General features: G+C 53.0%; 14 protein-coding genes. 12 read left to right on the forward strand and 2 right to left on the reverse strand.

Annotated features, from left to right (window positions below; genetic code table 11):
* Positions 1–252 precede the first annotated feature (252 nt).
* The gene (locus CEE36_06100) at positions 253–474 is read left to right on the forward strand and encodes a hypothetical protein (protein ID TKJ42835.1); all 222 of its coding nucleotides are present in this window, start codon (positions 253–255) and stop codon (positions 472–474) included.
* Positions 475–766: 292 nt separating this feature from the next.
* Here CEE36_06100 and CEE36_06105 read toward each other — a convergent pair whose 3' ends face one another.
* Together CEE36_06105 and CEE36_06110 are read right to left on the reverse strand one after the other, a co-directional pair.
* Positions 767–2824 carry a hypothetical protein gene (locus CEE36_06105; protein ID TKJ42836.1) on the reverse strand — a complete coding sequence of 686 codons (2058 nt, stop codon included), beginning with the start codon at positions 2822–2824 and terminating at the stop codon, positions 767–769.
* Complete coding sequence (locus tag CEE36_06110) at positions 2821–4908, reverse strand: hypothetical protein (GenBank protein TKJ42837.1); 2088 nt, start codon at positions 4906–4908, stop codon at positions 2821–2823. Before CEE36_06110 ends, CEE36_06105 begins: the two co-directional genes overlap by 4 nt.
* Positions 4909–5970: 1062 nt before the next feature.
* Between CEE36_06110 and CEE36_06115 the strand changes: the two genes are divergently transcribed.
* From CEE36_06115 to CEE36_06165, 11 genes are all read left to right on the forward strand, one after another.
* A complete protein-coding gene (locus tag CEE36_06115; GenBank protein ID TKJ42838.1) occupies positions 5971–6339 on the forward strand; it encodes a hypothetical protein in 369 nt (122 codons plus the stop codon).
* Entirely contained in the window at positions 6340–8148 is a 1809-nt protein-coding gene (locus tag CEE36_06120; protein ID TKJ42839.1) for a cobyrinic acid ac-diamide synthase, read from the forward strand. It abuts the gene before it with no gap.
* Between the two features lie 11 nt (positions 8149–8159).
* On the forward strand, positions 8160–8351 hold the full coding sequence (locus CEE36_06125; protein TKJ42903.1) for a hypothetical protein: 192 nt from the start codon (positions 8160–8162) through the stop codon (positions 8349–8351).
* Positions 8352–8385: 34 nt separating this feature from the next.
* Positions 8386–8733: a hypothetical protein gene (locus CEE36_06130; protein ID TKJ42840.1), complete on the forward strand. Its 348-nt coding sequence runs from the start codon at positions 8386–8388 to the stop codon at positions 8731–8733.
* Between the two features lie 49 nt (positions 8734–8782).
* Positions 8783–9205, forward strand: coding sequence for an iron-sulfur cluster assembly scaffold protein (locus CEE36_06135; protein TKJ42841.1), 423 nt, complete (start codon positions 8783–8785; stop codon positions 9203–9205).
* Entirely contained in the window at positions 9205–9429 is a 225-nt protein-coding gene (locus tag CEE36_06140; protein ID TKJ42842.1) for a hypothetical protein, read from the forward strand. The genes CEE36_06135 and CEE36_06140 overlap by 1 nt, the downstream gene beginning before the upstream one ends.
* 18 nt (positions 9430–9447) lie before the next feature.
* On the forward strand, positions 9448–9798 hold the full coding sequence (locus tag CEE36_06145; GenBank protein ID TKJ42843.1) for a hypothetical protein: 351 nt from the start codon (positions 9448–9450) through the stop codon (positions 9796–9798).
* Between the two features lie 28 nt (positions 9799–9826).
* On the forward strand, positions 9827–10192 hold the full coding sequence (locus tag CEE36_06150) for an iron-molybdenum cofactor biosynthesis protein (protein TKJ42844.1): 366 nt from the start codon (positions 9827–9829) through the stop codon (positions 10190–10192).
* A 114-nt stretch (positions 10193–10306) separates the two neighbouring features.
* Positions 10307–11629, forward strand: a complete 1323-nt coding sequence (locus CEE36_06155) for an S-adenosylhomocysteine deaminase (GenBank protein TKJ42845.1) — start codon at positions 10307–10309, stop codon at positions 11627–11629.
* A complete protein-coding gene (locus CEE36_06160) occupies positions 11559–12608 on the forward strand; it encodes a hypothetical protein (protein TKJ42846.1) in 1050 nt (349 codons plus the stop codon). Before CEE36_06155 ends, CEE36_06160 begins: the two co-directional genes overlap by 71 nt.
* Positions 12609–12781: 173 nt before the next feature.
* Positions 12782–13840 carry a hypothetical protein gene (locus CEE36_06165; protein TKJ42847.1) on the forward strand — a complete coding sequence of 353 codons (1059 nt, stop codon included), beginning with the start codon at positions 12782–12784 and terminating at the stop codon, positions 13838–13840.
* The last annotated feature ends 19 nt before the right edge of the window (positions 13841–13859 follow it).

Consider the following 13859-nt stretch of genomic DNA (forward strand, 5'->3'; position numbering starts at 1 on the left):
CTTGGCGCACCGGATACATGCAGGCCAACTATACCGCAGCGACCGAAGGGGGGCGTCCCGTAAAAACCTTCCACCTTACCGGTTCGGGGAGCGCATAACCCTTCCCCAAACCTACTGGGACGGCGGGGCCTGGGCTATGCCGCCGAAGTCAGTATCAAAAGACGACCCCGGCGGCGCCCGTTCCCGTCTTTACGTCTACTTCCAGGATCGCGGCTATGGTCGTTCTAAGCCTCTCTTTGTATCCCGGCACTGGTGTTCCCTCGCGGCGCAGGACTGAACTGGCGCTATGAGGCTCTGCGAGGCCGCTACGGGCTATCCCCGGACAACGCCCGGCTTGTGATCTCTATTGAGGACGGCAAGGACTACTCTGAGAACGCCTTAAAAGTTGCCAAGCACCGCGGAGCGGCAGATAATAGAGGAGATCCTCTCTCGTCCGCCTGGAGAGTGTCAGGGGATGACCTGGGAGGAGTATAAAGCACTTAGAGAGATGTCCCCCCAGGCTCAGACGATCCGGATTCCCCGGACATTGAACTCTGTTTGGCCACCTGAACTTGTAACCTTTTTTAAGGGACGAAACCTGCTCGGCAAGACCTTTTCGATCCCTCACCGACCGCCTTCCAGATAGCTTTCCCTGTAACCTTTTTGAGGGTAAATGAAGCCTCCCTAGCTGCCTTCCTCATGTAACCTTTCCCCCCTTGACATCGCCCTCAAATTGCATAATGTTCGTGCAGACCCAACTTTACTTTGGCATAGTCGCCGACAAATTCTAGTGAAGCTTCAGCACTATCGGTTCCTGGCTCAGCCGGGCCATGCCTTCCACAAGCTCCTTGTACTTCGGGTACTCCTGGGGCGGAATCCACGGCTTAAGCACCTGCAGGCTTTCTGAAAACTGCAGAACCCCGCGTCCGGGCTGCACAAACGTCGCGGCATAAGAATCATAGGAGTTGCTGATGGAGACATCCTGTGGGTAGTATATAAGCTCGGCACCTGGCGGCAGCTGCAGGCTGAGGTTCAGGATATCCGCGCTTCGTGTAACGCGATCTATCGGGTACGCTCGATCCCTTGCACCTACCCAGTAAGCGGAGTGTTCAACACCAGGCAGGTAGAGTATAAGGTACTCGCCCGCACGGGTAGCGTAATCAGGGATGCTGACGTTTAATGTGTAGGTAATGTTTTGGTTCAGAGGTGCTATCCCGCGGAACCGGAAGTCTTTAAGCCTGGCGTTTGGATGGATCTCTGCTGCCAGTTCTTCGGCCTCCTGTCTAAGCTCGGCAGGGGAGAGGGGTTTGAGATATCGCTTCCACCAGGCTGAGTTCTGGCCATTGAACTCGACGTCCACAGTGAGATCAAGTGAACCGTCTGCTCTTAGCTGGGCGAGGGTACTGGTGATTGTTGCCTCTTCGTTGGGGGTGCGCAGCGGCGTCTTCTTGAGCTTGCCTGAGGAAAGCGAAAGCCCCATCGCATCCTGGTCTGAGGTGGTACCGAAACCTACGTTTGAGTTTGGGTCGAGGTAGATTCGGTCCTCAAACAGGACAAGTGCCGTATTAAGCTGACCTAAGGTGGGGAAGGTGGGGACCACTCGCCCGCTTGAGCGATCGCGTATAAGTACAAGATCTGCTTCCAGACCGGCTTCCCTCATAAGAACGCAAAGCAGCGCCGCCCGATCAAGGTTGTTCGCGAAACCTCGAACGAGCACCGTTTCTGCAAGGGTTGAAACGTAGGAATAGGAATCAAGTGAAGGGCCAGCGGGACGAATAGAGGCGGCAACGAACTCGTACAGGGCGCGGGCCTTTTCTTCCGATGCAGGGAGGCCTTGTGTGAGCGAATCAACGACCTGAGTAAGTCTTTCACCGGGCTGGATTGCCTTATCTGCATGCGCGCGTAGGGACCTTGCAATGGAGTGCCAATCCTTCTCCTCGGCGACGATGAAATGTGGCAGGTAATCTGCTGCCGGCGGGGTCATCTGCTCGAACCGTAGTGGTGGCTGGTTTTGTATGCGCCAGGTGAGTATCTCGCGGCCTTTCCTGGTTTCGCGTTCGGGCTTTTGTCCGCTCGACGCATAGACTGCAAGATGTCCGCCTTGGGGTTGCTCAACCCGGATGATCTCCATCATCGTAGGTTGCCTATCCTCCAGTACTATCTCTTCACATATCGGGTGGATGCTGTCGGCTACGTTCTGGATGGTCGAGAACTGAAAATCAAGCACCGAACCGACCCTTGATTCAGGAACCGCTATTTGTAGCTGGGTAAGATTGCTATATTCAGCAGGAGCAGGATAGCGGCTTACCCTGTTGATTGCCGCCTCGGTTATGTGGTTTATCTCTCCATCAGGGCTGTAGCTGCGTGCAAAGTCTACCTTTGCATAGGCCCTATCCGCCAGATAACTCCAGGTATTGTTTGCGGCAGCACCTTTGCCTGACTCGGCGGATACGTAGCGTATCACCCTCATGCGTTTCTCAAAGGTTCCATCCTCATGCAGGATAAAATTATGCTCCACGTAGAGATTTACGTACCGTACATCTATCTGAGGCGGGGTGAAGGTGGTAAGTATTTCTTTAAGGATTGAATCGTCGATGTCTTTTAAGGTTTTCCATTCCTCACCCTGTCTTGGCTGGGGAAGATCAAGTCCTCTTATCTCGGATTTGGCAAATGCAAGGGTGCCCTCTTCAGCCCTAAACCACAGGCTGTCTGCGGTTATACGTTCAAGTGCCCCTATCTTTTCTTCTCCGCTCAAGAGGTAGATCACGTCGTGGCTCGTGCGTACCGCTTGCCTGCATCCGGTGGTTGCAAGGATCAGGATAAGGAATGATAGAAGACGGTTCACTGGGCACCTCCATCTACGAGTATGAGTATGGGTTTTTTGTGGTAGCTGGTGATAGAGTTAAGTAGTCTTCGATAATCTCGATACCTATCAGACTGGATGAGTCGTTCAGGACGGCTGAAGGTGTCTTCGAAATGGATTACGTTTCCTTCCTCCTGGATGTAGACCGCGTGATAGGAGACCTCAGACATAGAAAGCGTTATATCCTCTGGCAGATAATCCACTTCCCAATCCTCGGGAAGCTTGAGGGTTACTTCGTGGAGAATACTCTCGCTCGTGTAGTAAGAAAGCGGGAAGTTTCGGCTCTCAAGCGCCACCTCGTCAAAGGTAAGCCTTTCACCTACCCCAGGCAGGTTTATGATAGCCAGAGGCCCGGCGAACTTAACATAGTCCTTGACCCTGTATGTCATCTTGAGGCTGAGCTGCTTGCCTATATCTTCAAGATTTTCGAACCCGTAGTCTATCAGCTCCGCGTCAGGTGATGTAGCTTTCACCATCTGCTCGAATCGTATGCGGCGGTCCTCCTCCCTTGAGAGGTAATTCCAGAAGTAGCGCAGGCCTGTCTCGTAATCGCCTTCATAGAAGCTCTGATATTTCACGGTGAGCGTGCCTTCTGCGTCTATCTCCATATCGAGATGGTACTCCCTCAGCTCCTGACCGGGATCGGGAACCGGTATTTTCTCTACTTTTCTCTTCTGCGAATTTACCGTGTAGACCCCGTGGTCTGCGGCGTTGAACGAGGGGTAACGTGAGTATCCTCCGTTTGATGAACCGGTGGCATCGAGATAGAAACTTGTGTCGGCAAGGAATACCTCGGTGATGCAATGGTTGCCGTAGTAGCCTGGCATCTCTGGGTCAAGCATTGATGCATCGTCGTTTGTGCCTACGTAGACCGGGTCGGCGTCTATACCTGCGGCCCGCAAAAGGGTTGCAAAAAGGATGGCCTTGTCAGTGCAGTCGCCGAAGCCCTGCTCTAATGTAAACTGGGCAGGGTGACCTGAAACCCCGGATGATGCGGAACCCTTGATGGAGATATAGCGAATGTTTTGCTGGAGCCAGTGGTATATGGCGGCTGTCTTTTCGTGCTCGGTATCGGCACCAGCGGTCAGGCTGTCGGCAAGGGCTTGAACCTTAGTGGTAATCTTCATGCGTTCGTTCTGGAAGGCCGCGTACCAGTCGTGTATGCCGTTCCAGTTTTCCTGATTCGTTACCTCTACGCGCGGCAGGAAATCCCCTGCCGGAGGTGCGTCAGGTTCAGGTACGTAGGGATCAACATTCTCCGCAACCCAGGTGTAGATCTTGCGGCTCTTCTTTACCTCTTGTCTAAAATCCATCATACCCCCAGGCGCGTTATAGACCTTCCATTTGATAAACTCGTCTTCGGGTACGTCAACGACAAGTCGGGAATAGATGAATGGCTCATCGCCCTGGAAGAAGTAACCTGCGTCGAAGAACTCCTTGTTCCAGGGGTTGAAACGGATGTTCTCGTAGGAGTACTCAACGATATCGTCTATCTGGACCTCGGGGAGAGTGAAGGTTACCCATTTACCCTTGCCGAAGAAGACGATACCTTCGCGCGGAGGGGTTTCGATCTTTACGGTGGACGGATCAAGATCAACAACACGACCGTCCGGCTTTATAACTCGCGCAAAGTGAATCCTTACCTCGTTGTCTCCCTCTTTAAAGTAATGGCGGAATGTCGCCACACCCTTACGTGCCTCGGAGAGTACAACGTAAGCCATGTGATATGAGTAGTTTCTGGTTCCGTCATCGTGCAGGGTGTTGCGCCCGTCATCGATCAATAGTATCCCCTTGGTCTCTGGAAAGCGTTCTTTGGCTTTGTTAGCTTTTGCCAGAAGTTCCTGCACATCCTCGTCCGTGCGTACCGTTCCTGTTTCTTGTCCACCTTGCGTCTCGAAGACGATAGATTTTACCAGCGCTCGAGGGATGGTCTCTTGATCGGTTATGACGTTCGAACCGTCAAATTCAAGCGTTTCGGTTGCGGAACTCTGCCCGTCGTGGAGCTCAACCTTGGCTGCAAGTCCCAACCCCACAAGGGTTATCAAACTTATTACCAAACGTCTCATCTATCCTCCAGGGATTCTAAGCTTAATTCTAGGCCAAAGCGGAAGGGAGTCAAGCTCGCTTGGTCCGTGCGCCAAGAGATAGTTACCAGTGTTATGAGAGATTGAGGAGGGTATTAGAAAAAGCGGGGATCTCCTTTAGACTTACAAAAAGAGAATAACCAAGGAGATCCGCCGCTTATGCAGATTAACTGCGAAGCAAGGCTTTTGATCATTGAACACTATCGAGCCTACAATGCTTTCGGGTCTTTTGAACAGACAAGAGTTCTACTTCGTCCGTCCTCGCAATGACACCCCCACCCTATCCTCCGCCAGACGGTGGCACTTCGCCCCATCAAGTGGGTGATTGCATAAATCCACCCCTCCCTCGACGGGAGGGGGTAGGGGGAGGGTGAAGAAGCCCCAAATCACATTGACACATCCCCTCCCCTGCGTATCCTATGATCAAAAACAAACCTTCCTCTCTCCTGTCGTCGCGACCGACCGAAGGGAGGGTGGCGATCTCATATGCGGCAGTATCGGGGTTCAATCCCTTGACATTGGGGAGTTCCTTCCTACAATCTATATGGGGTAAAGGTAGCGGAGCCCATCTAAAGAACGGGTAAATACGTTGAGCATTAATTAGGCATAGGTAACTAAAATGTTAAGGAGGTAAAGCATGAATGTAGGAACGCGATCCCGATGCAAGCATGTATATTTGCATGTGGATAGAAGGTTCCATACACGAGGCCAAGGGAGGGGCCTTATACCGGTTTGGAGATGTTTCCTGAAGAAGACGAATCCGAAAGGCGTTTGCGGGGAGCTTACGAAATTGGGTATTGAGACCAGTTGCCATCCAGAGGAATGTCCTTTGGCTACCAAGCACATGCCTTGGGATAAGTGCCCTTTCTACACCCCTTTGTTTTAGGGAGTCGCTTGACCAGGGGAGGCACCTTTGGGTGCCTCTTTTTTTATCGAGTTACCTTGGCACCGAAATAGTCCTTACCAGCCGATGATCTGTCTTCTTGCCTTGACAGGGGTGGCCTTTTGCCTATAATGAGCATATGCTCAAAACTGAGGTGAAGAATGCCCCGACCGCGTAAATACCGGATGATCCAAAGCGAGTTCGGGATCAGTTTCTTCGGCCCGAAGGGTATTCCCATGCACGAGCTGGAGATGACTGCTCTCAGTCACGAGGAGGTTGAGGCCTTGAGGCTTACCGATCTGGAAGGGCTTTATCAAGAAGAAGCGGCGCAGGAGATGGGGGTTTCACGCCCTACTTTCGGCAGGACTTTGATTTCTGCCCGCAGGAAGCTGGCGGATGCGCTGATCAATGGAAAAGGGCTTCAGGTGGCAGGCGGGAGTTACATGATCGCCGGGCATCCGGTTATTTGTCGTCACTGGCATAGGCGAGGAAGACACGGCTGGAGGGGTGGAAGAGGAGAGAGGAGTTAGATGATTATTGCGATCGCATCGGGTAAAGGCGGAACCGGCAAGACCCTGGTTGCAACCAATCTTGCTGCAGTCATCCCCGGGGCCACGTATGCCGACTGCGACGCGGAAGAGCCTAACGGACATCTCTTCCTTGCACCGCGGATCGATAAAAAAGAAGACGTTTTCATCAAGACTCCTCTGATAGATCAAGATCGCTGCACCGGTTGCGGAGAGTGCGCTCGTCAGTGTCAGTTCAACGCCCTTGCCGTGGTCAAAGGTAAGGTGCTTTTTTTCAGCGAGTTATGCCACGCGTGCGGGGTGTGTTCTGCGGTCTGTCCTGAAGGGGCAATTAAGGAGAGGCCTCACGTTCTTGGCAAGGTTCGCACCGGCACGTTCTCAGACAATAAAAGTTTCGTTGACGGTTCCCTTGCCATAGGTCAGCTTCGCAGTGCCGAGGTAATTAAGCAGGTTGTGGATACGGTCAAGGACTCCGAGTTCGTTATCCTTGATGCCCCGCCTGGAACGTCCTGTTCTGCGGTTGCCGCTGTGAGCAAGGCGGATGCGTGTCTTCTGGTAACCGAGCCCACGCCCTTTGGACTGCACGATCTCAGGCTTGCCCGCGACATGCTTACTCGCCTGCGCGTGCCTTGCGCCGTTCTCATCAATCGTGCAGATATCGGCGATGAGGAGGTCGAACGCTACTGTAAGGATCAGGGTATCCCTGTCCTTGCTTGTATCCCCTTTGACCGCCGGATTGCCGCTTTCTATGCCGAGGGCAAGTTAATTGTTGACGAGCAGGCGAAGTGGCGGGATATCTTTTCCAACCTGGCTCGCAAACTGAGTGATATTGAGAACTACTCGCTTCCGGATTTCGTTGAGTCGGAGGAGAAGGTTTTGGATCAGGCTTCTGTCTCCTCTGAATCTGCGGCAAGGGTATCTGCGCTTTCTTCATTTCCGGTTCTTTCAGGCAAGGGCGGGACCGGAAAGACCATGCTTACCGCTTGCCTTACCGCTGCGTGGCAAAATAAGGTGGCGGCTGACGCCGACGTAGATGCGGCAAATCTCGGTATTCTGTTGGAAGGCGAGATCACCGAAGAGATGCCCTTTTCCTCGGGTCTCCAGGCTGAAATCGATTCCCAGCTTTGCACCGGTTGCGGCACATGCGTCGACGCCTGTCATTTTTCCGCTATCGAGATAAAGGAAGGTGAAGCTTACGTACAGGAACTTTTCTGTGAGGGCTGTGGTTTGTGTCAGATTGTCTGTCCTGCCGAGCCGAACGCGGTTACATTGCGGAGACCGCGCTCAGGTGGGATAACCATCAAGGAGACCCCTTACGGTGATGTGGTAAGTGCGGAGCTTTTCCCGGGTGCCGAAGCATCAGGCCGGCTGGTAACCCAGGTTCGCAAGATCGCTGAGCGTATCTCGACCCGGAACGGCGCAGGGAATATCCTCATAGACGGTTCTCCAGGCATCGGATGCCCGGTCAATGCAGCCCTTACCGGCACGCACGGCGTTCTGCTGGTAGCCGAGCCGAGTATCTCCAGCCTGCACGACCTCAAACGGATACTCAAGCTGCTTGACTTCTTTTCACTGAAGCGCTGGGTGGTTATCAATAAATACGACTTGTCTCTAAAACTTACCGGGGAGATCGAGGGGTTCTGCACGGATCAAAACGTGCCTGTCCTGGGTCGTATCCCGTTTGATCGAACCATTACCGAAAGCATTACCCGGGCTCAGATTCCGTCCATGGATTCCTGCTGCAACCAGGCTGGGCTCCTGCGAGAGATAACAGGAAGGGTGTTAGCCGAGTTTGAAAAGGAGAAAAGATGAACAGACAAGGAATGGGACAAGGTATGGGTGGAGGCAGAGGTCAAGGTCAGGGGCGAGGAATGGGTAGAGGCGGAGGTAGGAGGGTAGGCCCGGGCGGGGAATGCGTTTGTCCGCAGTGCGGTGCAAAGATTCCTCACCAGAGAGGTACCCCTTGTTTTGAACACACCTGCCCCAAGTGCAAATCAAAGATGATAAGAGGATAATGAAAACTTCAAAAAAACAAAGAAAGGAGACAACATGCCAGGCGGAGACAGAACAGGACCGCTGGGTCTAGGACCCATGACCGGCAGAGCAGTCGGTTTTTGCGCCGGGTATCCGGTTCCAGGGTACATGAACCCGTGGGGCGGACGCGGCTGGGGCCGAGGATTTGGTCGTGGCTGGGGTAGAGGTTTCGGCCGCGGCTGGGCGTATCCCGGCTACGGAGTTGCTCCAGTAACCCAACCTGCTCCGTATTATCCCCCACCAAGCCTTCCGGCGGCAGACGAGCTGAAGATGCTTCACGATCAACTCAAGTATGCTGAAGAGGATCTTAAGGCTATGCGTGAACGCATCGCAGAGCTTGAGAAGGAAAAACCGGTCAAATAAACACAAAGGGGGAGGTTGATACCTCCCCCTTAGAGCTTATAATCTAACCATGACGGATGAGCAAACCGGCGCCGAGGTCTGGAAAAGACTTTTTGGAAAAGGCTCTGATACCTTTCTCGACCACGCCTGGGAGCCGCAAAACGTGGGCGAGGTGGAGAACGCGGACGTATCGGTAAGTTATACCGGGCCCTGCGGCGATACCATTTGCGTTTCGCTTCGTGAGCAGAACGGCAGGATTCACGAGATTCGTTTCCTGACCGACGGGTGCGAGGCGACCCTGGCGTGTAGCAGTGCTATGACCGTTCTTGCCTGGGGCAAGAGTTTAGCGGAGGCAGTCGGAATTACCGCCTCCTCGATCAAGAGTTTCCTGGGCGGTCTTCCCAAGGAGCACGAGCACTGTGCAGCGCTTGCCGCTGCCGTACTTCATCAGGCGCTGGTCGAGTTGATTCGCAAGATGCGAAAAGAGGAATAATGCCTACCTATGTTTATAGATGTCCACAATGCGGGAAGGCCTTTGAGCGGTTCCATGCAATGAGCGAAGACCCCGAAGTGCTGTGCCCGAAGTGCGGAGTCAAAGCCAAACGGAAGATATCAGGCGGTGCAGGGTTTATTGTGAAGGGGAGTTTGAATGAAGGAGGTTGCTGCGGCAAGGATAATCCTTGCCAATCTCCAAAGCGCTGCTGTGAAAATCCATAAATTAAGAAGGAGGAATTGATGAAGATAGCGGTTTCTGCAAGTGGTAAGACGTTGGAAGATCAGGTTGATGTGCGGTTCGGTCGCGCGCCTTACTTTCTAATCATCAACGGAGATCAGGTTGAGGTAGTTGCCAATCCAAACCTTTCCGCAGGTGGAGGTGTTGGTGTGCAGACTTCTCAGATGCTTGCCGATCGGGGAGTAGAGGCGGTTATTGCCGGGAACTTCGGCCCGAAGGCTTACCAGGTTCTACAAGCCGCTGGAATCAAGGCCTATTCGGTAGAGGGCAAGAAGGTTAAAGAGGCGATTGAACTGCTAAAGGAAGACAAGCTTCAGCCGATACAGGCCGCGAACAAGGCCTCTCATTGGTGAGTTTGCTCTACAGTAAAGGAGAAGAGATATGAAGATAGCGGTTCCTACCGATGATGGTAAGACCATATCTCAACATTTTGGCAGGGCGCGCAGCTTTGCCATATTCGAGGTTGAGTCGGGAGAGATTACCTCTAAACAGTTGATCGAAAGCAATACCCCGCATTCTGGGTCTCATTCAGGTCAAGGACATGGTGCTGGTGGGTGGTTTATGCCGGCTTTGCAAGGATGCGAAGTTATCATTGCTACGAGCATGGGCAGACGTGCGATTTCTTACTTCGAAGAGGCAGGTATCAAACCGGTGTTTACCGATCTTACTGACGCCGAGGAAGCGGTAAAGGCCTACTCGGCGGGTACACTCAAATCACTCGGTCGTCCTGATTGCAGACCTCGCTGATCTGTATTCTACGGCGTTTCTGTGTAATGCAGAGTTGACTCCGAAACCAGATTGAAAGGCCGGCGGCGATTTTTCGTGCTTGACTTTGTAAGGAAGACTCGGTAATATCTATAGATGGTTGACGCGGATCGCTTTCTCCTGACCGCCCGATACGTGGTTTCGATGGACAAAACGGCTACTGTCTATTCCCCGGGTTACGTGTCTGTTGAGGAAGGCAAGATAAAGTCCGTTGGTTCCTTGGAAGGTCTTCAAGGAACAGAAGAACGCATTGACTACGGCAATGCCGCCATAATCCCCGGTCTTATCAACTCCCACACCCACGCGGCCATGACGCTTCTGCGAGGCGTGGCCGACGATCTTCCTCTGGATGATTGGTTAGAGGGCCACATCTGGCCGCTGGAGGCAAAGTTTCTCTCCCCTGAATTCATCCGTGCAGGAACCCGTCTCGCCGCAATCGAGATGCTTAAAGGAGGCACCACGCTGTTTGCCGATATGTATTTTTTTGAAGATGAAGTTGCGGCTGCTGCCAGGGACGTCGGTATCCGTGTGCTTATCGGTGAAGGGATACTTGCCTTCCCTACCGTGTCTGCAAAGAAGCCTGGCAAGGTCTTTGATCACATCCGCAGACAGGTCGAGAAGTACCGCGATGACAAACTTGTTCGCGTTCACATTGCGGCTCATTCCACCTATGCCACCTCAGAAGATCAACTTGGTAAATGTGTAGAGTTGTCTGAGGAATTGAATCTACCCATCAAGATTCACTGCGCCGAATCCCGAAAAGAAGTTCAAGAATCGATAGAAAAGCATGGTAGATCCCAGGTCGCCTATCTCAATGATTTGGGTTTGCTGGATACTCAAATAAGACTTGTTCACATGGTGTGGCCCCAGGATGGAGACTGGGATCTGTTAAAGCGAGACAACGTTTCTGTTGTTTCCTGTCCACAATCCAATCTCAAACTTGGTGCCGGTATTCCACCTATTGCTCGCTATCTCGACGAAGGAATCCGCATATCCCTCGGAACAGACGGTGCCGCCTCGAACAACAATCTGGATATGTGGGAAGAGCTGAGGCTTGCCGCCTTCTTGGTGAAAGGCACCAGCCTTGATCCTACAAAACTCCCGGCCAGACAAGCCTTGCGAATGGTGACCATAGACGCGGCCCGCATCTGGGGGATGGACGAGGGGTTAGGGTCATTGGAACCTGGAAAGAAGGCTGACTTGATAGTCGTGGACCTCTCAAACCCCCACACCACACCTACCTACGATATCTACTCGACCCTGGTCTATGCCGCCGGAGCAGCGGACGTGCGGGATGTCTTTGTCGCCGGTCGTCGGGTAGTTAAGAAGGCCAAAATTACCACCCTTGATGAGGAGTCCGTTCTGGGCGAGGCACGCGATTGGGCAGAGCGAATCACGCAAGAGCGAAGGAATGTCTAGCCCCAAGGTGCTTGTGACCGGAGCTTCAGGATTCCTGGGCTCACATATATGTGAGGCGGCACACGAAGAGGGTCACGAGATCCACGCCCTTATCCGCGAGACAAGTTCACGCCAGTGGTTGAATCAGGATGAAATTCATATCCACGTTGCGGATCTTGGTGACCGTGAAGCGATGATCCTTCTCCTCAAGGATATGGACTACGTGATTCACAACGCAGGTGTGCTTGCTACGGTTGCACGCGATGCAGCCGAGTGTCAGAGGGTTAACGTTGATATCACACGGGTGCTTGCAGAGGAATCAATAAGGGCCGGAATCAAGAGGCTTGTCTACGTCTCCAGTCTTGCCGCAGGTGGACCGGGCAAAGGACCCCAGGCACGAACCGAAGAAGATCCTGATAACCCTGTCTCCGACTACGGACGCAGCAAGAAAGCTGCGGAAGGGATGCTTTACGAGCTTCGCGATAGGCTTTCGGTGGTCATCCTGCGTTACGGCATGATCTATGGTCCGCGCGGGCATAACACCCTTGGATTTTTTAAGGCGTTGCAGGGAAACCTTGTTCCACTGATGGGGTTAAAACCTCTATACAGCTCTGTGATCTACGTCAGAGATGCGGCATGTGCGGCTGTCAGTGCCCTTTCTGCGAATGTTTCCTCCGGCTCAGTCTACCAGATCACAGACGGCAATTCTTATACTATTGAGGAGCTCTGCGATTCTATTGAAGAGGCTTTGGGTAAGAAGAAGAGGGCAAAGCGGATCAAGATTCCTTTCTGGCTGATTATGCTCAATGCATGGTACAGGCACGACGTTCGTGGGCTTAGGGGGATCTCTCCTGATCAGGTGCGGAACTTCAAGGCGCGCTACTGGTATGCATCGCCTGAGAAGGCGGTTCGAGAGCTCGGCTGGAAGCCTGAGATGAATTTAAGCAAAGGCCTGGCCGAGACCGTCGAATGCTACCAGGAATACGGATGGTTACAGTAAGGCATTGAGAGGCTCTTGATTCTTCATCTGTAACCCAGAGGTGGCGTAGCTGTTAAGGCCTTTGAGGATAAGGGCTTGACAGTATCCGGGATCGGGTTATTCTTTAAAGCTGAGAGAAGGGGACAGGTAAATTTGTGACTCAGGTTCCGGGTAGAACTGGAAAAGGAGCCGATTTGATTAATGTACTTCAACACGTAGGGATTGCGGTGTCTGACCGTGATCGTTCATGGGCCTTCTACCGCAGGCTAGGCTTCGACGTTCCCATGACCTTGGACCAGAGCTATATCACGAGGCTTAAGCCTTTGACCGGCGGGGACTACGAGCGAAAGGTGGTTCTGGCCGGCAACCTTATGGGTGGAGCAACTATTGAGATATTTCAGTTTACTTCCACCGAGCCTGTTTCCTACTCCAAGGACTGGCAGTGGGGCGATCCGGGCATTACTGCTATGGCGTTAAAGGTTCCGGACCTCGCCAAGGCACTTGAGCTGTTAGAAGAAACACCTGATATGCTCGTTGCCGGTCCCGCGCCCTGGTCTGCCAATCCGGCCTGGAAAGCAGCACTCCTCAAGGATCCTGACGGCTTACTCATCTACCTGGTCGAGATTCCTGGTATGAACTACTCCCTGCGCCGCAGCACCGATTACGTGGGGGGAATTGTTTTTGCCAGCATCGCGGTGAGCGATATGGAGCGTTCCCTCGATTTCTACCGCCAGGTGCTCGACTATACCGATGTGGTTTACGACTGGAATGGTACTGACCCCATGCTTTCGGCGATCCCTGGAGGTGAACGTCCTCAGCGTCGGGTTATGCTTTCGGATCCCAGACCTTCCACCTCGTTCTTTAGCTTTTATCTTGATCGTGGGATGATCGAATTGGTCGAAGTCGAAGGCAGTAAGTCGCCGCATATCTTTCACGGCCGCCGCTGGGGTGATATCGGTAAGACCGAGATATGCTTCGATGTTTATGATATCCGCTCAACTTTTGAGGAACTTGTGCGACGTGGGGCCGAGCCGGTTATTGAACCCAACCTCGAGGATCGCGATCTGGGACTTGGTGTCTCAGCACTCTTCGGTTACCTGGCCGACCCGGATGGAACCTTGATAGAGCTTTCCGAACCGACCAGATTGAGGCTTACCAGGAAGATCAGCCTGGATCTGCGCAAGCGTAAGCCTGGCAAAGCCTTCCCGGCCTGGCTTATGAAGCTTTCCCGCTTCAACCGCTACAAGGAGTAAGCGAACCTTAGGCATGTCT

The organism is candidate division TA06 bacterium B3_TA06 (assembly GCA_005223075.1).
Lineage (GTDB): Bacteria > Hydrothermota > Tepidihabitantia > B3-TA06 > B3-TA06 > B3-TA06.